The sequence below is a fragment of the Amycolatopsis sp. NPDC043887 genome (assembly GCF_056435665.1).
The window spans coordinates 163,698-187,845 of record NZ_JBWKEB010000004.1 but is presented as its reverse complement, the minus strand read 5'-3'; the positions used below and the strand labels follow the sequence as shown (position 1 = coordinate 187,845).

Annotated in this window: 5 protein-coding genes; all 5 read right to left on the bottom strand. The window is 72.5% G+C overall.

Features of this window, described 5'->3' with window-relative positions:
- Positions 1 to 10: 10 nt before the first annotated feature.
- The 5 genes from AC069H_RS12710 to AC069H_RS12690 all read right to left on the bottom strand — a co-directional run bounded on the left by AC069H_RS12710 (position 11) and on the right by AC069H_RS12690 (position 24,125).
- Positions 11 to 262 carry an acyl carrier protein gene (locus tag AC069H_RS12710; RefSeq protein WP_007029786.1) on the bottom strand — a complete coding sequence of 84 codons (252 nt, stop codon included), beginning with the start codon at positions 260 to 262 and terminating at the stop codon, positions 11 to 13.
- A 129-nt stretch (positions 263 to 391) separates the two neighbouring features.
- The gene (locus tag AC069H_RS12705; protein WP_478232343.1) at positions 392 to 1,237 is read right to left on the bottom strand and encodes a 3-hydroxyacyl-CoA dehydrogenase family protein; all 846 of its coding nucleotides are present in this window, start codon (positions 1,235 to 1,237) and stop codon (positions 392 to 394) included.
- A complete protein-coding gene (locus tag AC069H_RS12700; RefSeq protein ID WP_478232342.1) occupies positions 1,234 to 4,173 on the bottom strand; it encodes a type I polyketide synthase in 2,940 nt (979 codons plus the stop codon). Before AC069H_RS12700 ends, AC069H_RS12705 begins: the two co-directional genes overlap by 4 nt.
- Before the next feature lie 8 nt (positions 4,174 to 4,181).
- Entirely contained in the window at positions 4,182 to 12,914 is an 8,733-nt protein-coding gene (locus AC069H_RS12695) for a type I polyketide synthase (RefSeq protein ID WP_478232341.1), read from the bottom strand.
- A gap of 189 nt (positions 12,915 to 13,103) precedes the next feature.
- Complete coding sequence (locus tag AC069H_RS12690; RefSeq protein WP_478232340.1) at positions 13,104 to 24,125, bottom strand: SDR family NAD(P)-dependent oxidoreductase; 11,022 nt, start codon at positions 24,123 to 24,125, stop codon at positions 13,104 to 13,106.
- Between the last annotated feature and the right edge of the window lie 23 nt (positions 24,126 to 24,148).

Here is a 24,148-nt window from a genome sequence, read left to right as displayed (position 1 = left end):
GTTCTCCCGTTCAGTGCGCGGCCGCGGCGGTACGCCGCTCGACCAGCTCGGTCATCCGCGTGACGGTGCGGAAGTTGTCCAGCTTCAGTTCCTCGTTGGGGATCCGGGTGGCGAACGCCTTTTCGATGAACATGACCAGCTCCATCGCGAACAGGGAGTTCACGAAACCCAGCGCGAAGATGTCCTGCTCGTCGGTGAACGACAGGCTGGGGAACTTCGCGCCGATGAAGCCGCGGATCTCGCCGCGGACGTCCTGCGACATGGTGGATGCCTTTCTCGCGTAGGTGGGTAAGGCGTGGGTGGCGTGATGACTCAAGGTGGTCGTGAGTGGCGATTCGGGTTCTAACCCGAATCGCCACTCACGACCAGCCGGGCCCACGTCAGCCGCCGCTCAGCCGCTGTAGTTGTAGAAACCCTTGCCGCTCTTGCGCCCGTGCAGCCCGGCCGCGGTCATCTGCTTGAGCAGCGGGCAGGGGCGGTACTTGCTGTCGTTGAACTCGTCGTAGAGGACCTCGACGCTGTAGAGGATCGTGTCGACGCCGATCAGGTCGGCGGTCTCCAGCGGGCCCATCGGGTGCCCGAAGCAGCCGCGGAACACCTCGTCGACCGTCTCCGCGTCCGCGACCCCTTCGTGCACCAGGAAAGCGGCCTCGTTGACGGTGAGCATCAGCACGCGGTTGGAGACGAACCCGGAGGCGTCGTTGACCGGGATCGGCTTCTTCCCCATCGACAGCAGCAGCTCGCGCACGATGTCCTTTGTGGACTCACTGGTGTGGTAGCCGGGGATGAACTCGCACGAAGGCTTCATCGGCACCGGGTTCATGAAGTGCACCCCCATCACCTTGTCCTGGCGCCGGGTGAGCGCCGCGACCTTGGTGATCGGGATGGCGGAGGTGTTGACGACGAACACGGTGTCGGCCTTGCAGGCCTCGTCGAGTTTCGGGTACAGGCGGGACTTGAGGTCCCAGTTCTCGGTGATGTTCTCGATCACCACTTCGGCCTCGGCGAGCAGGGCGAGCTCGGTGCCGAAGGTGATCCGGCCGAGTACGGCGGCCGCGTCGATCTCGGGGCCGCCGAGCATGCGGCTCATCCGGCATTCGAGTTCGATCCGGTCGCGGGCGTCGGCCAGTTTGCCCGGGTCGACGTCGATGAGCACGACCTCGTGCTCGCTGGTGGCGAGGTTCTGCGCGACCCCGGTGCCCATCACACCGGCGCCGACGACTCCGACGAGGGTCATCGTTCCTCCTTGGCTGCGTTGCTCGTGGTCAGGTCCAGCACGCCGTCGAGCCGGCCGTGGGCTGCCCGGACGGCGTCGGCGCCGCCGGGGTGCTGGTCGGCGAACACGACGGTCGCGCCCAGTTCGGCGCCCAGCCGGGTGGCCAGGTCGCGGGCGGTGACGTCCAGTTCGCCTTCGATCAGGTAGACCGGGGTCTCGGCGGACCGGGCGCCGAGCGCGACGTCGGTGGCGGCCCGGGTCGGCTCGATCCAGTAGCGGTCGCGCTGGAACGGATAACCCGGCAACGTGGTCTTCCGCGGGTCGCGGCCGTCGTGATAGGCCCGCCAGTCGATGTCCGCCCCGGAAAGCCAGGCGCGGCCGAGCGCTTCGGTGAGCACGGCCGTGTCCTGGCGGGGGTCGGCTTCGCCGGGCAGGGTCGGAACCAGCAGCGGCCACGAGGTCTGCGGGAAATCGGGGTGACCGCGGAACATCGAGCCGAGCGACTGCCCGGCTCCCAGTTCCAGCAACACGGTATCCGGGGAAAGACTGGCAAGATGCTCGATCATCGCCGCGAACCGCACGGGACGGCACATGTGCTCGGCCCAGTAGCCGGGATCCTTCAGCTGTTTGAGCGTGATCGGCGCGCCGGTGACGTTCGACAGGTAGGGCACTTCCGGTTCGCGCGGCGTGAGGTTCTTCCGCGCCCACGCCGTCAGTTCGGCGGCGGCCGGGCGCAAGGCCCGCGAGTGGAAGGCGTGCGTGGTGCGCAGTGGCCGCGCCGGGACGCCGTGTCCGGCGAGTTCGGCGGCCAGCCTTTCGACGCCGTCGCCCGCGCCGGACACGACGATCATCCGCGGCCCGTTCACCGCGGCGACGTCGACGCCGAACGCCGTCACGTCGCCCACCAGCGCGGTGAGTTCGGCGGCCCCCAGCGGGACCGCGGCCATCGCGCCTTCCGGCAGCTTCTCGATCAGCTTCGCGCGGGTGGCGACCAGCGCGGTGGCCTCTTCCAGGGTCAGCGCGCCCGCGAGGGTGGCGGCGGCGAACTCGCCGACGCTGTACCCGGCGAGCACGGACGGCTGGACTCCCCAGGCGCGCAGCAGGCGGCCGAGCGCGTAGCCGAGGGTGAACACTGCGGGCTGGGTGACCGACGGAGCGGCGTCCTCGCTGTCGGTCGCGCGGCCCAGCAGACGGGCGAGGTCGCCGCCGTCGGAACCGCGAGAGCCGTGCAGGCTCGTCGTCGGGTCAGTGCCGAGATGCGCCTTGAACAACGCGGCGCATTCGTCGACAGCGGCTTTGAACTCCGGCTCGCTCTCGTAGAGCCCGCCCGCCATACCGCGGTACTGCTCGCCGACCCCGGCGAGCAGGAAGCCCGCCTTGCGCGGCTTCGAGTCCGCTTCGGCGACCACGCGGGTCTCGGACACGAGTGCGCCGGTCGCCTCGTCCACAGAGGACACGACCGTCATCCGCCGGTGCTCGAAAGCCTTCCGTCCGTTGTGCAACGTGTAGGCGACGTCGGCCAAATCCGTCCACTCAGGACTGGAGGCGGCGAGCCTGCCGGTCATCGCGTCCGCCGCTTCGGAGGTCCGCGCGGACCACACGAGCAGCTGGTGCGGACGCGCGGGCGGACGCTCCGGGCAGTCCTCCGGCGCTTCCTCGATGACGACGTGGGCGTCGGTGCCGCCGAAGCCGTACGCACTGACGCCCGCCAGCCGGGGCCGCTCGCCGCGCGGCCAGTCGCCCAGTTCGTTCTGCACGACGAGTTTGTCACCGCTGCGGGCGAGCTGCGGGTTGGGCTTCTCGAAGTTGACCGCGGGCGGCAGCTTCTCGTGGTGCAACGCCAGCGCGGCCTTGATCAGCCGGGCGACACCGCCCGCCTGGTTGATGTGCCCGAGGTTCGCGTCGATCGAGCCGAGGGTGACCCGCTCGACGCCATCGACGTCGAAGATCTTCTGCAGTGCGGAGATCTCGGCGACGTCACCGAACGGGGTGCCCAAAGTGGACACTTCGATATGGTCGATCTCGTCGGGCTCGACGTCGGCGGCGGCCATCGCCTCCGCTACGACGGCGGCCTGGCCGGGAACGCCCGGCAGATTGAACCCCTGCCGCGCGCGGTTGCCCTCGTGGTGGATGGCCCAGCCCCGGATCACCGCGTAGACGCGGTCGCCGTCGGCCAGCGCGTCCTCCAGCCGCCGCAGCACGACGACGCCGAGACCGTTGCCGGGGACCTTGCCGTTGGCGCCCGCGTCGAGGATCCGGTTGATGCCGTCGGGCGCGAACCGGCTGCCCTCACGGTAGAGGTAGCCCGGTTCCTGAGGCACCACAACGGAAACCGAACCGGAGACGACCAGGTCGGATTCGCCGGTGAGCAGGCTGGAACAGCCCTGCGCGACGGCGGCGAGAGCGGTCGAACTACAGCTCTGCACGCTGACCGACGGGCCGGTCAGGTCGAGCGCGTACGACAGCCGGGACGCGAGCAGATCCTTCTCGTTCTGCAGGATCAGCTGATCCGGGCCGACGGTCAGCGCGGTGACGTCGTTGGACAACAGGTTCGACAGCAGGTACGTACTCGGGGCACCGCCGGCGAACACCCCGGCGAGGCCTTCGATCCGGTCCGGGTCGACACCCGCGTCCTCCAGCGCGTGCCACGCGCATTCGAGGAACAGCCGGTGCTGCGGGTCGAGGAGTTCGGCGTCGGCGCGGCTGTAGTCGAAGAAGTCGGCGTCGAAGCGGTCGATACCGGGCAGCAACCCGGCCGCGGGGACGAACGCGGGATCGTCGGCCACTTCGGCGGGAACACCCGCGGCCAGCAGCTCGGCGCGGGTCATCCGGGTGATGCCGTCGCGGCCGGCGCACAGATCGGCCCAGAACTTGCCGATGTCGGGCGCGCCGGGGAAGTTCCCGGCCATGCCGACGATCGCGATGTCGTCGCCGGTGTCCCGTTCTCGCGTGGTCATGGGGTGGTTCACCTTCCGGTCCGGCTCGGGCGCTTGCGGAGCTTCGCGGTGCGGGCGCGGCGGCGCTCACCGCGGGCGGAGACGTCTTCGGCGGGCTCGGCGGCCACCTGCGGCGCGCCGGGTTCGCCGAGGAGCGTGACGAACTCGGCGATGGTCGGTTTCTCGAACAGGCTCGCCGGGGCCAGTTCGACGCCGAACTCCTTGGCGACGCGGCCGATCAGCACCAGGCCGATCAGCGAAGTACCACCGAGGTCGAAGAAGGGGTCGTGCACGCCGACCTGTTCCAGGCCGAGGCAGTCGCACCAGGCGGCGGCGACCCGCTCTTCGGCCGGGGTGCGCGGGGCGACGTACGCGGTGCGCAGATCGGGCCGCGGATACCGCTCGCCGGTGGGGATCGCGGCGTCGGCGCCGACCAGCGCGTCGACCGAACCCATACGGGCGAGCGCCGCCAGCACGTCGGCCAGCGGGAGCGGCAGCACGGTCACCAGCGGCTCGCCGGAGACGATGATCCGCGAGAGCAGTTCGGTGCCTTCTTCGGCGCCGATGCCGAACTCCTCGCGGAACTTGCGGGAGCCCTCCTGCGCTTCGGCGGAACCCGAGAGCCCGGACGCCGTCCAGGCGTCCAGCTGCCAGGGCCCCCACGCGACCGACACGACCTGCTTGGCCGGACCACGTCCTCCTGCCGAGGCCGAGGCGACCCCGTCGAGGAAGGCGTTGGCGGCGGAGTAGTCGATCTCCCCGACGCCGACGGTGAGCGTCACCGTCGAGGAGTACAGGACCAGCAGGTCGACCGGTTCGACGCGCAGCGCCTCGGTCAGGGCGAGGGTGCCGTCGACCTTCGGCGCCAGCACCGCGGCCGCCTGCTCACGCGTCTTGTTCTGCAGCAGGCCACCACCGGCGATCCCGGCCGCGTGCACCACACCGTCGAGGTACCCGAAGTAGCCGCGGACCTCCGCCAGCAACGCCGCGGCCTCGCCGGGGGCGCTGACGTCGGCGCGCAGGGTCAGGACGTCGGCGCCGAGGGCGCGCAGATCCCGGACCGCCAGCAGCACTTCGCTCGTGCGGTCGTCGACGCCGTGGTCGGAGATCCAGTCGTCCCAGGTCTCCTCCGGCGGCAGGTCGGACCGGCCGGCCAGCGCGAGGTTCACGCCCAGCGGCGCGAGCCGCCGCGCCAGCGCGAGGCCGAGGACACCGAGCCCGCCGGTGATCAGGTAGGTCCCACCGGGCTTCCAGGCCAGCGAGTCGTCGACCTCGGGCAGCTCGACGACGTCGAAGCCGCGCAGCCAGCGGCGCCCGCCGCGCCAGGCGGCGACCGCGACTCCGTCGACAGTGTCCACAGTGGACGCAGCCAGGAGGTCGAGCTCGTGGAGGGCCTGGGCGACCTTGCCCCCGGCGCGGTCGAAGTCCGCGTACTGCGCGTGGACCAGCGGGTACTCGGCGGCGATCGCGTCGGCCGTGGCGGCGATGGTCGGGGCGAAGGCGTCGGTGGCGTCGCCGCCGAGGACGTCGAACCCGTTGCGGCCCAGGGCGAGCAGGTCGACGCGGCGGCCCGCACATTCGGCACCGATCGCCTTGCCGAGCTCCAGGAGACTGTAGAAGCCGGACTCGAGATCGCTCGTGGTGAGGCCGTAGGCGTGCACGATCCGCAGCGGGCCGTCCCCGGCGAGCACCTGGCGGTCCATCTCGGAGGCGACCGTGACGCGGTGCCCGGCGGCTTCCGCGGCGGCCGCGAAGTCGTCGGTGAAGGCACCCGGCTCGGCGAACAGGACCAGGTCCCCCGGCGTCGCGGGGACTCGGCGAGTGGTGTCCCGGTGCCACGTCGGAGTGTGCGCGGCCAGACCGGCGCGAACGGGCGTCTCCGGCTCGGCGGCGGACATCTGGTTGAGCGACCAACCCGAGCCGCGCGAGGCGACCTCCGGCCAGTAGCGGGTGCGCTGGAAGCGGTAGCCGGGCAGCGAAACGAACCGGCGGTCCGGTCCCGCGCCGTCCGCCCAGCCGATCTCGACGCCGTGCTCCCACAGCGCGCCGAGCGCGGTCAGCCAGGCACGCCGTCCGGCACCGGCCACCGGCTCCGGCAGCAGCGAGACCACCGGCGTCTGCGGCAGGTAGCGTCCGGCCGCCTCGGCGCCGTCGTCGCCGAGACCCGCCTCGACGAGGACTCCGGCGTATTTCGCCAGTGCCAGCAGGCCGTCTTCGAAGCGGTCGTCCGCGATCCGCCAGTGGGCCGGGTCCGCGGCCTCGGCGGCGGTGAGCACCGTGCCGGTGCGGGGCGAGATCACCGGCGCCGTGGGCGTTCCCACCCGTGGGACCGGCCCGCCGAGCGCGAGTTCGAGGCCTTCGGCGAGCCCGAACAACCCGCCCGCGACGGCGGCGGCGCATTCGCCGGTCCCGCGTCCGAGCACCACGGCCGGTTCGAGGCCCCATGCGGTCAGCAGCCGGCAGAAGGCGTACTCGACGGCGAACACGACGGCTCGTTCGTCGGCCTCGGCCGTGCCGTAGAGCGCGCCGAGGAGGTCGGCCCGGCCGTCCAGCAGAGCGGCGCATTCGTCGATCGCGGCACGGAAAGCGAGTTCCGTGCGGTACAGCTCGTCGGTGGCGCCCTGCCAGGCGCGGCGGGTGCCGGGCAGCAGGAGACCGAAGCGCCGCTTGTCGGTGACGGCCGAGCCGCCGGTGACCGCGCGCAGTGCCGTGACGGCGTCGGCGTGGTCGCGCACCAGCACCGCCTTGCGGACCGGCAGTGCGCTACGCCCGGCCTGAGTCGTGAAGGCGACGTCGGCGAGTTCGAGGTCTTCGGTCAGGTGGTCGGCCAGAGCCTCGGCGTTCGCGCACAGCCCGGCTTCGCTCTGCCCGGACACCGTGAGCAGTTGCCATTCCGGGCCCGGCGCGGGCATCGGAGCGGGCGCCGCCTGATCGAGGACGAAGTGGACATTGGAGCCGGACCAGCCGAACGAGCTGACGCCCGCGCGCAGCACCCCGTCGGCGTTGGCCGGGAAGGGACGCGCCTCGGGAACCGGGCGGACCGTGCCGTCCACGGTGACCACCGAGTTCGGCGTGTTCAGGTGCAGGTTGCCCGGCAGGGTGCCGTGTTCCAGCGACAGCACGGTCTTGATCAGCCCGGCCATCCCCGCCGCGGCGAGCGTGTGGCCGACGTTCGTCTTGACGGCGCCGACGTAGAGCGGTTCGGGCGCGTTCCGCTCGCCGAAGATCTCACCGAGGGCGGTGAACTCGATCGCGTCGCCGAGTTGTGTGCCGGAGCCGTGTGCCTCGACGTAGCCGACCTCGTCGGGGGTGACCCCGGCGTCGGCGAGCGCCGCGCGGATGACCGCGTTCTGCGCCGCGCGGCTGGGCGCGGTGAGCCCGTTGCTGCGGCCGTCCTGGTTGGTCGCGGTGCCGCGGATGACCGCGCGGGTCCGCCTGCCCGGGCCGACCTCGCCCGCCCGGCGGAGCACCACGACGCCGCCGCCCTCACCGATGACGTAGCCGTCGGCGCTCTCGTCGAAGGTCTTGGTGCGGCCGTCGGCGGCCAGCATGCTCATCTTGCAGGACTGGATGAACACGTCCGGGTTGATCATCGCCGAGGCCGCGCCGACGATCGCGATGTCGCATTCGCCGCGGCGGAGGCTCTGCACGGCCAGGTGCGCCGCGCTCAGCGCCGACGAGCAGGCGGTGTCGACGGTCAGACAAGGCCCGCGAAGGTCGAGCAGATGCGCGATGCGGCCGGCGGCGGCGGAAAGCGAGCTGCCGAGCCCGAAGTAGGGGTCGTCGGCCGCGTCCATGCCGTCGGCTTCGAGCTGCCGCATGCTGTACTGCATGGTGTCGATCAGCCCGGCGAACACGCCGGTGCGGCTGCCGCGCAGTTCGTCGGCGGTGAGCCCGGCGTCTTCGATGCCTTCCCACACCAGTTCCATGAGCAGGCGGAAGGTCGGGTCGAGCCGCCGCGCTTCCTGCGGTGAGAGGCCGAAGAACGCCGCGTCCCAGCCAGCGATGTCGTCGACGAACGCACCCTGCTGCGTGTACGCCTTGCCCGGCGCGGTGCGGTCGGGGTCGTAGTAGTCGGCGGCATTCCAGCGATCCGGCGGCACCTCGCGGACCAGATCCTTGCCCTGGACGAGGTTCTCCCAGAACTTCTCCGGGGTGTCGCTGCCACCGGCGAAGCGGCAGGACAGACCGACGACGGCGACGTCCTGGCCTGCGGCGGCCGGTCCGGTCACGACGGTCCGCGACTCCTGGGCCACGGGGGTGAGCGCGGCCAGCAGATGCGCGGCGAGCGCGGCCGGGGTGGCGTGGTCGAACACCATCGTCGGCGGGAGCGCCAGCCCGGTCTCGGAGTTGATCCGGCCGCGCAACTCGATGGCGGTGAGCGAATCGATGCCCAGTTTCGTGAACTGCTGCCCGGCCGGGACACCGTCGGTGTGCCCGAGGACGGCGGCCGTGTGGGTCAGGACCAGTTCGGTGAGCGCGCGTTCGCGTTCGGCCTCGGGCAGTCCGGCGAGCCGGGCTCGCCACGCGTCGGCGGCTTCGGCGCCTTCCTCGGCGCGGGCGGCTTCGGCCTCGGCGATGGCGACGACCTCGGGCAGGTCGGCCAGCAGCGGGCTCGGCCGCAGCGTGGCGAACGGCGGGGCGAACTTCTCCCAGGTCAGTTCGGCGACGGTCAGCGCGGTCTCGTCCCGGTCCAATGCCTGCCCGAGCGCGACCAGGCCGATCTCCGGTGCCATGGCCGGGACGCCGAGACCACTGAGCAGTTCGTCGAGGTCCGCGCCGACACCCATGCCGACCTCGCCCCAGCGACCCCACGCGATCGACGTCGCGGGGAGCCCGTTCGCCCGGCGGCGCTGCGCGACCGCTTCGAGATACGCGTTCGCGGCACCGTAAGCACTTTGGACCGCGTTGCCGATGGAAGCGGCGATCGAAGAGAACAGCACGAAGGCGTCGAGATCGAGCCCGTCGGTGAGCTCTTCGAGGTTGCGCGTCCCGGCGACCTTCGGGCGGAGGACGTCGGCGTAGCGCGTGCGGTCCATCGACTCGATGAGGCCGAGTTCGAGCACGCCGGCGAGGTGGAAGACCGCGCGGAGATCGTCGCGGATCGGCTCGACGACGGCTGCGAGGGCGTCGCGGTCGGCGACGTCGCACGCGGCGATGGTGACGCGATCCCCGGCCAGTTCCGCCGCGCCGGGAGCGTCTTCTCCCTGGCGGGAAACGAGAACGACGCGGTCGGCGCCGTGGTCGACCAGCCAGCGGGCGACGATGCCGCCGAGTCCGCCGGTTCCGCCCGTGACGAGCACGGTGCCGCGCGGCTGCCAGGACCGCTGGGGCTCGGCGGGCTCGGCGTGAGCGAGCCGCCTGCCGAAGGCGCCAGCGGCCCGGACGGCGACCTGGTCCTCGCCGCGAGGGCCGGTGAGGACGCCGCGCAGCAAGGCGACGGTCCGCTCCCCCGCCTCGGCCGGGACGTCGACGAGGCCGCCCCACGCCTGCGGGTTCTCCAGCGCGGCCGCGCGGCCGAAGCCCCACAGCTGGGCCTGGGCGGGCGAATCCGGCGCGTCGTGGGCGCCGGTCGAGACCGCGCCCCGGGTGAGCGTCCACAGTGGACCTTGCGGGTCGCGGGCGGTCAGCTCCCGCACCAGGGTCATCGTGGCCTCGGCGCCGAACGAGAGCCCGTCTGTCTCGGTCTCGTCGAGGGCCAGCAGGGACAGGATGCCGTCGAAGGTCTCGTCCGGCAGGTCCACGCGATCGGGCTGCTCGACGACGAGCCGCCGCACCTCGGCATCGGACAGGGCTTCGGCGGCGGTCTCGATCCACGGATGTTCCTGGGCCGAGGTGACGAGCAGCCAGCGGCCGGTGGCCGTGGTCGCCGCGGGGGTGAAGGGCTGCCAGCGGACGTGGTAGGCCAGCGAAGCCGCTTCGGCCGACAGCGACCGGGCGCGGCGGTAACGCGACAACGCGGGCAGTACCGTGCCGAGCGGCGCTTCGATGTCGGACAGCTTCAGCTCGGCGGCGAACTCGCCGACGTCGCCCGATTCGACGACCGACCAGAACCGGCCGTCCTCAGCGGCGGTGAGCAGCGTGCCCGGGTCCTCCAGCCAGAAACGCTTGCGCTGGAACGGATAGGTCGGCAGAGTGACGACTCGCGCGCCACTACCGCCGAGGTAGGCGGCCCAGTCGACACGGGCGCCGTTGGCGTGGATCAGGCCCAGCGCGGTGACGAGCGTGGCGGCCTGGTCGCGGTCCTTGCGCTGGGACGCGGCGAACACAACGCCTTCAGGGCGGACCGAACGCCCCATCGGGGTGAGCGCGGCGTCCGGGCCGAGTTCGAGGAAGGTCGTGACGCCTTGGCCGTGCAGGGTTTCCACCGCGTCGGCGAATCGGACGGTGCCGCGGACGTGCTCGGCCCAGTACGCCGGATCCGTGAGGCGGTCGGCGAGCTCGCCGGTCAGGGTCGAGACGACCGGGATCGTGGGCTCGCGGAAGGTCAGGGTCCGCGCGACGGCGGCGAAATCGGCGAGCATCGGCTCCATCAGCGCCGAGTGGAAGGCGTGGGACACCGAAAGCCGGGTCGTGCGGCGGCCGGGGAAGCGTTCCGCGACGGCCGTGGTCGCCGCCTCGGCGCCGGACAGGACGACCGCACGCGGGCCGTTGACCGCCGCGAGGGCGACGTCGGCCGACAGGTACGGGCGGACGTCGTCCTCGGTCGCCTCCAGCGCGATCATCGCGCCGCCCTCGGGCAATGCCTGCATCAACCGGCCGCGAGCAGCGACCAGGCGAGCCGCGTCCTCCAGCGAGAACACGCCGGCGACATGGGCGGCCGCGATCTCGCCGACCGAGTGCCCGGCGAGGAAGTCGGGGGTGACACCCCAGGAGGCGACGAGCCGGAAGAGCGCGACCTCGAACGCGAACAGGGCGGGCTGGGCGAATTCGGTGCGGTCCAGGTGCGCCGCGTCGGTGCCGAAAACGACGTCCCGGACTCCGGGCAGGTGTGCGCAGGCCTCGTCGAAGGCCTCGGCGAACACCGGGAAACACTCGTGGAGACGGCGGCCCATGCCGAGCCGCTGTGAACCCTGGCCGGTGAACAGCACGGCCAGCCGTCCCGCGGTGTCGCTGCCGGTGACCGTGCCCGCTTCGCCGCCCGCGAGGGCGCGGAGACCGGCAGCCAGCTCGGCGCGGTCGGCACCGGTGACGACCGCGCGGTGCTCCATGGTGGCGCGGGTGGTGGCCAGCGAGAGCGCGACGTCGACCGGTTCGGCGCCCGATTCGTCCACAGTGGACAACAGGGCGCCGGCCTGCGCGCGGACGGCCGCGGGCGAGGCACCGGACAGCACGTACGGAACCACCGGCGGCGCCACGATCTCGCGCTCCTCGGCGGCGTCTTCGGCCGGCTGTTCGAGGATGACGTGCGCGTTGGTGCCGCTGATGCCGAACGACGACACGCCCGCGCGGCGCGGCCGGTCCGTCGCGGTCCACGGCCGGGCCGTGTCGAGCAGTTCCACGGCACCGGCGGACCAGTCGACGTGCGGGGACGGCGCGTCGACGTGCAGGGTGGCGGGCAGCTTGGCGTGGCGCATCGCCTCGACCAGTTTGACGATGCCGGCGAGACCGGCGGCGGCCTGGGTGTGGCCGATGTTGGACTTCACCGAGCCCAGCCACAGTGGCGCTTCCCGGTCCTTGCCGTAGGTGGCCAGCAGCGCCTGTGCCTCGATCGGGTCACCCAGCGCGGTCCCGGTGCCGTGTGCCTCCACGACGTCCACAGTGGACGCTTCGATTCCGGCGTTCGCGAGCGCGGCGCGGATCACGCGTTGCTGCGACGGCCCGTTCGGAGCGGTCAGGCCGCTGGAGGCGCCGTCGGAGTTGACCGCGCTGCCGCGGACGAGCGCGAGGACCGGATGGCCGTTGCGGCGCGCGTCGGACAGCCGCTCCAGCACCAGCATCCCGGCGCCCTCGGCCCAGTTGGTGCCGTCGGCGGCGGCCGCGAACGGCTTGCAGCGGCCGTCCGGTGCGAGCCCCCGCTGCCGCGAGAACTCGACGAACGCACCCGGCGTCGCCATCACCGTGACACCGCCGGCCAGCGCCAGCGTGCACTCCCCCGACCGCAGCGCGCGGGCCGCGAGGTGGACCGCGACCAGCGACGACGAGCATGCCGTGTCGATCGACACCGACGGCCCTTCGAGGCCGAGCGCGTAGGAGACGCGGCCCGACACGACGCTGCCGGAAGTGCCGATGCCGAGGTAGCCCTCGTGCTCTTCGGGTAACGCGGTCAGCCGTGACGCGTAGTCGGTGAACCCGACCCCGGCGAACACCCCGGTGGCGCTGCCCTTGAGCGAAAGCGGGTCGATCCCGGCCCGCTCGACGGCTTCCCACGCCGTCTCCAGCAGCAAGCGCTGCTGCGGGTCGGTCGCCTCGGCCTCCCGCGGCGAGATGCCGAACAGCTCGTTGTCGAATTCCGCGGCGTCGTGCAGGAACCCGCCCTCACGGACGTAACTGGTGCCGGGCACGGACGGGTCGGGATCGTGGATCGCGTCGGTGTCCCAGCCGCGGTCGGCCGGGAACGGCGAGATCGCGTCACCACCGCCGTCGACCAGCTCCCACAACTGTTCCGGGGTGCGGACACCGCCGGGGAACCGGCAGCTCATCGCGACGATCGCGATGGGCTCGGTCTCCTTCTCCCGCGCGTCCGCCAGCTCGCGGCGGCTCTCCCGCAGGTCGGCCGCCATCCGCTTGAGGTAGTCGACGTACTGCTCTTCCGAAGGCATGTCACGGCTCCTCAATGTCTGTAGTGAACTCGCTATCGCGGCGGCAGGGCGCCTTTCCCTCGCTCGTGACACGGACGACCGGACAGCGCCCTGCCGACGTCGATCGAGGTCGCGGGTTCACGCGTCTGGTCACCTTTCCGAGAGATGTGTCAGCTCCGCCGGCTGGCTCCTGAATGGATGGGGGCGGTCTCAGCGCGGGCCGAATTCGTCGTCGATCAGCGCGAGGAGGTCGTCCGGTGAAGCTGCGTCGAGGTCTGCGTGGGCGGGCTTCTTCGCCGCCCAGGCCGACAGCAGCCGCTTCAGCCGTCCGTCGATCTCCGTGTCGCCGGGGTCGGCGCCGTCGAGCAGGGCTTCGAGCCGGGTGATCTGTTCGGTCACCGCGGCGGCCGCGCCGGTCTCGGGTGCGAGCTCGGTCTGGAGGTATTTCGCCAGCGCGTCCGGCGCCGGGTAGTCGAAAACGACCGTCGTGGGCAGGGTGAGGCCGGTCGCGGCGGCCAGCGCGGTCCGGAACTCGACCGCGGTGAGCGAGTCGAACCCGAGGTCGAGGAAGCCACGCCCGGGGGCGATCGCGGCCGCCCCGGCGTGCCCGAGCACGGCCGCGGCCTGCCCGCGCACCAGGTCGAGCAGCGCGCGTTCCTGCTCCGCTTCGGCGAGCCCGGCGAGCTTGGCCCGCAGCGCGCCAGCGTCGGCCGCCGAGGCGGTGCGCCGGACCGCGGGCACCAGGTCGCGCAGAACGGCCGGCAGCTGCCCGGCCGCGGCGGCGTCGGCGAGACCGGCCTTGTCGAGTTTCACTGGGACCGAGGCGGCCACGTCCGCGGCCAGTGCGGCGTCGAACAACGCCAGGCCTTCGTCGGTGCCCAACGCGGGGAAACCGTTGCGGCTCAAGCGTTGCCCGGCCTGTGTACCCAGCGCGCCGCCCATGCCGTCCGCCCAGCGGCCCCAGGCCAGCGAGCGGGCGGGCAGGCCGAGGGCACGGCGGTGCACGGCGAGACCGTCGAGGAAGGCGTTGGCGGCGGCGTAGTTGCCCTGACCCGCGTTGCCGAAGACCCCGGCGGCCGAGGAGAACAGGACGAACGCCGCGAGTTCGTGCCCCTTGGTCAGCTCGTGGAGGTGCCAAGCCGCGGCGGCCTTGGGATCGAACACGGTGGCGAGCCGTTCCGGGGTGAGCGCGCCGACGAGACCGTCGTCGAGGACGCCCGCCGCGTGCACGACCCCGCTCAGCCGGGGGATCCCGGCCAAGAGGCCTTCGACGGCGGCGCGGTCGGCGACGTCGCACGCTTCGACGCGGACGTGCGCGCCGAGAGCCGTCAACTCGCCGGACAACTCGGTCGCGCCCGGGGCGTCGGGACCGCGGCGGCTGGTGAGCACCAGTTCCGTGACGCCGTGCGCCCGCACCAGGTGCCGCGCGAGCTGGGCGCCGAGCCCACCGGTGCCGCCGGTGACGAGCACCGCTCCCCCGGCCAACACCGGAGTCTCGGTGGTGTGAGCATGCACCAGCGAGAGCTTCGGCGCGTACAACTTGCCTTCTCGCACCAGCAATTGGTCTTCGCCGGTGGCCAGCGCCTTGCCGAGGAGCGTGGTGTCACCGTCGCCGTCGACGAGGACGAACCGGCCGGGGTGCTCCGACTGCGCCGCGCGCACCAGTCCCCAGACCGCGGCGGCGGCCGGATCCGCACCGTCCTCTTCGGACAGTGCGACGGCGCCGGCGGTCAGGACGACCAGCCGGGTGTCCGCGTACGCCGGGTCCTGGAGCGCGGTGAGCACGATCGCCGTGGCCGAACGCGCCGCGTCGGCCACGTCACCGGCCGGTTCGGCTAGTTCCAGGACCACGGCGCCGGGCAGCTCGGCGCCGACGTCTTCGAGACGGGCCCAGGACAGTTCGGCGTCACCCGCCGGGACCGGCGACCAGACGATCCGGTGCAGCGACTCGCTGGGCGTCGTCACCGCGGCCGGGCGCTCCCCGAAGGTCACCTCGGCGGACAGCACCGGGGCGCCCGCGAGGTCGAACACCGCCAGCTCCCCCGCCGGGCTCAGGTGCGCCCGGACGGCGGTGGCGCCGGTGGCGTGCAGGGTCACGTTCCGCCAGGCGACCGGCCAGCCGTGGCCGGCCAGGACCGGGTCGAGCAGGCTCGGGTGCAGGCCGTACAGCTGCGCGGAGTCGTCCGGCAGGGTCAGCTCGGTCAGCGGCCCGTCCGGGGCCGACGGCGCCGGGGCCAGGGTGGTGACCAGGAATCCGGTTCCGTGCCGTTGCCAGCCTTGCCCAGCGCGGGTGTGGATCGAGACCGGGCGGCGGCCACCGTCGTCCGCACCGACGGCGACCTGGACCTCGCGGTCCCCGGTCAGCGGTGCCTCGACCGCGAACTCGGCCAGGGTGCCCGCGCCTGCCTCGTCACCGGCGCGGATCGCCAGTTCGACCAGCAGCGTGTCCGAGGCGTCGGCGGGGAGGACGCCGGTGCACAGGACCGAACCGTCGTCCGCCGACGCCACGGCGTTGGCCAGCACCGGATGGCGCAGGCCGCCGGCGACGCGCGCCACGGCGGGTTCGCGCAGCCAGTACCGCTCGTGCTGGAAGGCGTAGGTCGGCAGGTCGACGACACGCGGTTTCGCGGGGGCGAAGAACGCGGCCCAGTCGACGTCGACCCCCCGGACGTGCAGGCGGGCCAGCGCGGTGACCGCCGTCGCCGGCTCGTCCTTGTCGTCGCGCAAGGCGGGGATCGCCTCGCCGGTGCTCGCGGCCAGCGCCGAAAGCACCGCCGCCGGGCCGATTTCGAGGAAGGTGGTCACGTTCTCGGCCGAGAGGGCGGTCAGCGCGTCGGCGAACCGGACCGGCTCCCGCACGTGCCGCACCCAGTACGCGGGATCGGTCAGCTCGGTGGCGACGGCGCCGGTGACGGCCGAGACGACCGGGATCGACGGCTCGGCATAGGTCAGGCTCCGCGCGACTTCCGCGAAGTCGTCGAGCATCGGGTCCATGAGCGGCGAGTGGAACGCGTGGGAGACGTCGAGCCGCTTCACCTTGCGGCCGCGGGCCTCCAGCGCCGACGCGGCCGCCAGCACCGGCCCCTCCGCGCCCGAGAGCACGACGGCGTCCGGGCCGTTGACCGCCGCGACGGCCACGCCGAACTCGGCGACCTCGGCCTCGGTGGCCTGCACGGCGACCATCGCGCCGCCTTCGGGCAGCGCTTCCATCAGCCTGCCTCGCGCTTCGATCAGCTTCGCCGCGTCTTCCAGCGAGAACACGCCCGCGACGTGGGCGGCGGCGATCTCGCCGATCGAGTGCCCGGCGACGAAAGCCGGGCGCACGCCCCACGACTCGAAGAGCCGGTGGAGCGCGACCTCCAGGGCGAAGATCGCGGGCTGGGCGGTCCCGGTCCGGCTCAGATCACCGTCGAGCGGGAGCAACGCCGCGATCTCGTCGTAAGCCTCGGCGAAGGCGGGGAAGGCTTCGTAGAGTCCCTGCCCCATGCCCAGTCGCTGCGAGCCTTGACCGGTGAACAGGAAGGCCAGGCGGCCGGACGCGGGTTCACCGGTGACGACGCCCTGAGCGGATCCGCCCGAAGCCAGCGCCCTCAACCCCGCGCCGGCCTCGCCGACGACGACCGCGCGGTACTGGTGCTGGGTGCGAGTGGTGGCGAGCGAGTAGCCGACATCAACAGTGGCGTCCACTGTGGACAATCGGAAAGCCTGCGCCGCCAATGCCGCCGGAGTACGTCCGGAAAGCACCAACGGCAGAACGGGCAGCGTTCCCGAAGACTCGGGCTCGGGTTCGGCCGGGGCCTGTTCGAGGACGACGTGGGCGTTTGTGCCGCTGATGCCGAACGACGACACCCCGGCGCGACGCGGGCCGCCGGTCTCCGGCCACGGCGTCCGCTCGGTGAGCAGCGCGATGTCCCCGGCCGTCCAATCGACGTGCGGCGTCGGCTCGTCCACGTGCAGGCTCGCCGGGACGATCCCGTGGTTCATCGCCTCGACCATCTTGATGATCCCGGCGACCCCGGCGGCGGCCTGCGTGTGGCCGATGTTGGACTTGACCGAACCGAGCAGCAGCGGCCGCTCGCGGTCCTGGCCGTAGGTCGCGAGCAGCGCCTGCGCTTCGATCGGGTCGCCAAGCGGAGTGCCCGTGCCGTGCGCCTCGACGACGTCCACAGTGGACGCCTCGACCCCGGCGTTCGCCAGCGCCGACCGGATCACGCGCTGCTGCGAAGGTCCGTTGGGGGCGGTGAGCCCGTTGGACGCGCCATCCTGGTTGACCGCGGAACCCTTGACGACCGCGAGGACGCGGTGCCCGTTGCGGCGGGCGTCGGAAAGGCGTTCCAGTACCAGGATCCCGACGCCTTCGGCCCAGTTGGTGCCGTCGGCGGCCCCGGCGAACGGCTTGCAGCGGCCGTCGGGCGCCAGCCCGCGCTGCCGCGAGAACTCGACGAACATGTCGGGCGAGGCCATCACGTTGACGCCGCCCGCCAGTGCCAGCGTGCACTCCCCCGACCGCAGCGACTGCGCGGCCAGGTGCACGGCGACCAGCGAAGACGAGCAAGCGGTGTCGACGGAGACGGCCGGGCCTTCCAGACCCAGCGAGTAGGCGACGCGTCCGGAGACGACGCTGCTGAAGGAAGCGGTGCCCAGAAAACCCTCGACCTGCTCGGGAATCGCGCTCAGCCGCGAGATGTAGTCGTTGGACAGGGCACCCGCGAAGACACCGGTGCTGGTGCCGCGCAGGGAAGCCGGATCGATGCCCGCCCCCTCCAGCGCCTCCCACGCGGTCTCGAGTACCTGGCGCTGCTGCGGATCCATCGCCAGCGCTTCCCGCGGTGAGATCCCGAAGAACTCGGCGTCGAAATCGCCCGCGTTGTACAGAAAGGCGCCCTCGGACGCGTAGGTGGTGCCGCGGTGATCGGGGTCCGGATGGAACAGCGAGTCCAGCGGCCAGTCGCGGTCGGCCGGGAAGTCCCCGACGCCGTCGCGGCCCTCGGCGACCAGCTGCCAGAGCTCGGCGGGTGAGGTGACCTCGCCCGGGTACCGGCAGCCCATGCCGACGATGACGACCGGATCGTCGTGGATACCGGCCCCGGTCGTGGCGGGGGTGACCACGACCGGGGCCGGCGTCTCGTCCCCGACGAGTTCGCCACGCAGGAAGATCTTCAGCGCGTCGGGCGTCGGGTGGTCGAAGACGAGCGTCGCGGGCAGCCGGAGACCGGTGGCGGCGCCGAGACGGTTGCGCAGTTCGACCGCGGTGAGCGAGTCGAAGCCGATTTCGTTGAACGCGCGGGTCGCGGCGATCCCGGCCGCGTCGGCGTGCCCGAGGACCAGCGCGACCTCACGGCGCACCAGGTCCAGCAGGAGTTCGTCCCGGTCCGGCGCGGACAGCCCGGCGAGCTTGCGCCGCAGTTCGCCCGCCTGCTCGGCGGTGGCGGTCTTCGCCTTGGCACGGCCGGAACCGCCGACGAGCGCGCGGATCAGCGGGGAGATCGGGGCGTCGCTGCCGCGGACGGTCGCTCGGTCGAACTTGAGGCCGAGCAGGACGGCGTGGTCGAGGCCGACCGCGCGGTCGAACATCGCCAAGCCCTCTTCGGGATCGATTGGCGGGAAACCGCTGCGGCGCATACGTTCTTCGCCCGCGTCGCCGAGTTCGCCTTTCATCCCGCCGGACCACAGGCCCCACGCGACGGACTGCGCGGCCAGGCCTTCGGCGCGACGGCGGGTGGCGAGGCCGTCGAGGAAGGCGTTGGCGGCGGCGTAGTTGCCCTGGCCGGGGTTGCCGAGCACACCGGCGGCGGAGGAGAACTGGACGAACCAGCGCAGCGGCAGATCCGCGGTCAGCTCGTGCAGATGCCAGGCCGCGTCGGCCTTCGGGGCGAGGACGCGGTCGAGGCGTTCGGGATTCAGCGCGTCGATCGGGGCGTCGTCGAGGACACCGGCCGCGTGGACGACGGCGGTCAGCGGGTGCTCCGCCGGGATCGAAGCGAACAGCGCGGCGACGGCTTCGCGGTCCGCGCTGTCGCACGCGGCGATGGTGACGGTCGCGCCCAGCGCGGTCAGCTCTTCGGACAGCTCAGCCGCGCCTGGGGCGTCCGGGCCGCGGCGGCTGGTCAGGAGCAGATGCCGGACGCCGTACTCGGCGATCAGATGTTTGGCGAGCAGGGCGCCGAGACCGCCGGTGCCGCCGGTGATCAGGACAGTGCCGCCGGGCTCCGGCCCGCGCGGGATGGTCAGCACGACCTTGCCGATGTGCTTGGCCTGACTGAGCAGCCGGAACGCCTCCGGCGCGCGGCGGACGTCCCAGACCCGGCGCGGCAACGGCTTCAGCACACCGCTCGCGAACAGCTCCAGCACTTCGGCCCACATGCGGGAGAACTGCTCCGGGCCGGCCTCGATGAGGTCGTAGGGCCGGTAGTGCACACCGGGATGCTGTGAGGCGACCTCGTCGGGGTCACGCAGTCCGGCCTTGCCCATCTCCAGGAACCGGCCGCCACGCGGCAGCAGCCGCAGGGACGCGTCGACGAAGTCACCGGTGAGCGCGTCGAGGACGACGTCGACCCCGCGGCCTTCGCTGGTGGCGAGGAAGTGCTGTTCGAAGTCGAGGGTGCGGGAGTTCGCGATGTGGCCGTCGTCCAGCCCGGCTTCGCGCAGCACGTGCTGCTTAGCCGGGCTGGCGGTGCTGTAGACCTCGGCGCCGAGATGGCGGGCGATCTGGATCGCCGCCATACCGACGCCACCGGCGCCCGCGTGGACCAGGACGGACTCCCCCGCCTTCAGTCCGGCGAGTTCCTTGAGACCGAAGTAGGCGGTGAGGAACACCAGCGGCACGGACGCGGCTTCCTCGTCCGTCCAGTTCTCGGGGATGCGAGCGCACATCGAGCGCTGCGCGGTGGTGATGGAGCCGATGCCGCCGATCGCGACACCCATCACGCGGTCGCCGGGCACCAGATCGTCCACTTCGGACCCGACCTCGGTGACCACACCGGCGATCTCGTTGCCGAGCGGCCCGGGCTCGCCTTCGAACATGCCGAGGACGTTGAGCGCGTCGCGGAAGTTGAGACCCGCGGCGGCGACGGCGACCCGGATATGCCCGGGTTTCAGGGGTTCGAGGGCCTGAGGGCAGGATTCGAGCCGCAGTTCCTCCAGCGTTCCGCGAGCCGCCATGCCGAGGCGCCAGGCGGGTTCGGCGGGCGGGCTGAGCTCGTCGGCGCCGGGGACCGAGCCGAGCCGAAGCGCGGCGAACACACCGTCGCGCAAGGTCAGCTGGGGTTCGCCGGTCGCCAGCGCGGCGGTGAGTTCGGTTTCGGTCAGATCGCCGGTCTCGGTGTCGACGAGGACGACCCGGCCGGGGAGTTCGCTCTGCGCCGAGCGGCCGAGGCCCCAGACCGCGGCGGCGGCCGGATCGACCCGGCCAGGGCCGATGGCGGCGCAGGTGACGAGGACGAGTTTCGCGTCGGCGAAGCGATCTTCGGCGGAGAACTGCTGCAGGACGGCGAGGACCTCACGGGTGGCGATGCGGGCACCCGCCGGGTCGGTGAACACCGGGAGCACGACCACCGGCGGAACGGCGCCGCCGCCGACCCGCCCGTGATAGGCCCACTCGACCGGCGCCGGTTCGGCGGGGGTGGGCAGTGGCGTCCAGTCGAGGCGGAACAGCGAGTCGAGACCGGGGGCCGCCGAGGTGACGGGGGCGAGTTCGCGCAGGGTCAGGGAGCCGATGGTGACGACCGGTGTTCCCGTTCCGTCGGCGGCGCGCAGGGTGACGGCGCCGGACGGTCCCGGCGTGAGCTTCAGCCGCAGCGCGGACGCGCCGGTGGCGTGCAGGGTGACGTCCTGCCAGTGGAACGGCAGCTTGGCGCCGCCCGGTTCCCCGGCCAGCAGACCGATTGTGTGCAGACCGGCGTCCAGGAGCGCGGGGTGGAGACCGAAGCGCTCGACGTCGGCCTTCGCGGTGTCTTCCGGCAGCGCGGTCTCGGCGAAGATCTCCTCGTCCAGCCGCCAAGCGGCCTTGAGTCCCTGGAAGGCCGGGCCGTATTCCAGTCCGGCGGCGGCGAACACCGGGTAGACGTCGGCGACGTCGATCGAGACGGCGTCACGGGGCGGCCACTCGGCGAGGTCGAAACCGGCGGCCGGAGCCTGCGGCGCCAGGGTTCCCGAACCGTGCAACGTCCAAGCGCCTTCCCCGGCGCGCGAGTACACGGCGACGGCGCGACGGCCGCTTTCGTCCGGCCCGGCCAGGACGACCTGGACGTCCAGCGGACCCGCCAGGACCATCGGCTCGCGCAGGGTGAGTTCTTCCAGGTGCGCGCAGCCGGCTTCGTCCCCGGCTCGTAGCGCGAGCTCGACCAGGGCCGTACCCGGCACGATGACGGTGCCCGCGACCGCGTGATCGGAAAGCCAGGGATGGGTGGACGGCGAGATCCGGCCGGTCAGCACGACCCCGGCGCCGTCGGCGAGCGGAACAGCCGCGCCGAGCAGCGGGTGAGCGGCGTCGGCCAGGCCGAGCCCGCCCGGGTCGCCCGCGCCGCGGCCGCCGCGCAGCCAGTAGTTCTCGCGCTGGAACGGGTACGTGGGCAGATCGACCGTGCGGGCCCCGGTGCCCTCGTAGCACGCGGTCCAGTCGACGCGGGCGCCGCGGACGTGCAGTTCGGCGAGCACGGTCATCGCCGTCCGGGCTTCGGCGCGGTCCTTGCGCAGCACCGGGACGACGAGGGTGCCTTCGGGCGGCAACGTCCGAGCGGCCATCCCCGCCAGCACCGCGTCCGGGCCGATCTCGACGAACCGGGAAACCCCTTCGCCGCGCAGGAATCCGACTCCGTCGGCGAACCGCACCGGCTGCCGGACGTGGCGCGGCCAGTAGCCGGGCACGGTGACCTCGCCGGGACCGGCGAGACGGCCGGTCACGTTGGACACCACCGGGATCGACGGCGTCCCGTGCGGGATCTCCGCGGCGATGGCGCCGAATTCGGCGAGCATGCCGTCCATCCGCGCCGAGTGCGACGCGTGAGAGATGTTGAGCCGCTTGATCTTCCGGCCGCGTTCGGCGAATTTCGCGGCGAGGGCCTCGGCGGCGGCTTCCTCCCCGGAGACGACGACCGAGTCGGGGGCGTTGAGCGCGCCGATGGCGAGACCGTCGGTCAGTTCGGCGGCGACCTCCTCCTCGGTGGCCTGGACGCCGATCATCGCGCCGCCCGGCGGCTGGGCCTCCATCAGGCGTCCGCGCGCGGTGATCATCCGCGCGGCACCGGCCAGGTCCCAGACCCCGGCGACATGGGCCGCGGCCAGCTCACCGGCGGAGTGGCCGACGACGTAGTCCGGGTGGACGCCCCACGACTCCAGCAGCCGGAAGAGCGCGACCTGCAGGGCGAACATCGCGGGCTGCGCGAAGGTCATCCGGTCGAGCAGCTTCTGGTCGTCGCCGAAGACGACGCCTGCCAGCGGGCGGTCGAGGTGCGGGTCGAGGGCGGCGCACGTCTCGTCGAAGGCGGCGCGGTAGGCGGGGAAGGTGTCGTACAGCTCGCGACCCATGCCGCAGCGCTGGGAACCCATGCCGGAGAACAGGAACGCGGTGCGCCCGAGCAGCGGCTCGCCGGTGACGACGCCGGGAGCGGGCTCTCCCTCGGCGAGCGCGGTCAGCCCGGACGCGAGGTCTTCCCGGGTGCTGCCGACGATCGCGGCGCGCGACTCCAGCGCGGTCCGGGTGGTGGCCAGCGACCAGCCGAGGTCGAGCGGATCCACACTGTCCACTGTAGACAGAAGCTGCGCGGCGGCGGCCTTCAGCGCGGCCGGACCGCGAGCCGAAAGGGACCACGTCTGGACGGCGGGCGCGGTCCGTTCCGGTTCGGTGTCCTCGTTGTGGGGGGCCTGCTCCAGGATGACGTGCGCGTTGGTGCCGCTCATGCCGAAGGACGACACCCCGGCCCGCCTCGGGCGCTCGCCGGTCTCCCACGGCCGGGGTTCGGTGAGCAGTTCGACGGCTCCGGCCGTCCAGTCGACGTGCGGTGAGGGCTCGTCGACGTGGAGAGTGCGGGGCAGCACGCCGTGCCGCATGGCCTCGACCATCTTGATGATCCCGGCGACCCCGGCGGCGGCCTGGGTGTGCCCGATGTTCGACTTGACCGAACCGAGCCACAGCGGGGTTTCCCGCTCGCGGCCGTAGGTGGCCAGCAACGCCTGCGCCTCGATCGGGTCGCCGAGGGTCGTGCCGGTGCCGTGCGCCTCCACGGCGTCGACGTCGGCGGCGGTCAGCTTGGCGTTCTTCAGCGCGGCACGGATGACGCGTTGCTGGGCCGGCCCGTTGGGCGCGGTCAGGCCGTTGGACGCGCCGTCCTGGTTGACCGCCGTTCCCCTGAGGACGGCGAGGATCCGATGCCCGTTGCGGCGCGCGTCGGACAGCCGCTCCAGCAGGAGCATGCCCGCGCCCTCGCCCCAGCCGGTGCCGTCCGCGCCGGCGGCGAACGCCTTGCAGCGCCCGTCCGGCGCCATCCCGCGCTGGCGTGAGAACTCGACGAACGTCTCCGGCGTGGCCATCACCGTGACGCCGCCGGCCAGTGCGAGCGAGCACTCCCCCGACCTCAGCGCGTGCGCCGCGAGGTGGACCGCCACCAGCGAAGACGAGCACGCCGTGTCGATCGTGACCGCCGGGCCCTCCAGCCCGAGGGTGTACGACAGCCGGCCCGACAGCACGCTGTTCGACGAGCCGGTGCCGAGAAACCCTTCGACCTCTTCGGATTCGCCGTCGAATCCGGAGACGTACTCGGTGCGCATGGCCCCGGCGAACACCCCGGTGGCGCTGCCCTTCAGCGCCGCCGTGTCCAGCCCGGCCCGTTCGAAGGTCTCCCAGGTGACCTCCAGCAGCAACCGCTGCTGCGGGTCCATCGCGAGCGCTTCCCGCGGCGAGATCCCGAAGAAGCCCGCGTCGAATTCCCCGGCGTCGTGCAGGAATCCGCCCTGGTCGCTGTAGGTGGTGCCCCGGTGTTCCGGGTCCGGGTGGTAGAGCCCGTCGGTGTCCCAGCCCCGGTTCGCCGGGAAGCCCGTCATCCCGTCCCCGCCGCCGTCGACGAGGTCCCACAGTCCTTCCGGCGAGGTGACCCCGCCCGGGAAGCGGCAGGCCATGCCGATCACGGCCAGCGGTTCCGAGCCGCTTTCCTCGGCCTCTCGCAGACGGCGCCGCGTCTCGCGCAGTTCGGCGGTCAGTCGCTTGAGGTAGTCGAGCGTCCGCTCGTCGGTCGTCATGACGGTGGTCCTCCTCGCGGCGG

Coding starts and splice junctions, on each gene's coding strand:
- AC069H_RS12710 (WP_007029786.1), bottom strand. CDS start 262: ATGTCGCAGGACGTCCGCGGCGAGATCCGCGGCTTCATCGGCGCGAAG.
- AC069H_RS12705 (WP_478232343.1), bottom strand. CDS start 1,237: ATGACCCTCGTCGGAGTCGTCGGCGCCGGTGTGATGGGCACCGGGGTC.
- AC069H_RS12700 (WP_478232342.1), bottom strand. CDS start 4,173: ATGACCACGCGAGAACGGGACACCGGCGACGACATCGCGATCGTCGGC.
- AC069H_RS12695 (WP_478232341.1), bottom strand. CDS start 12,914: ATGCCTTCGGAAGAGCAGTACGTCGACTACCTCAAGCGGATGGCGGCC.
- AC069H_RS12690 (WP_478232340.1), bottom strand. CDS start 24,125: ATGACGACCGACGAGCGGACGCTCGACTACCTCAAGCGACTGACCGCC.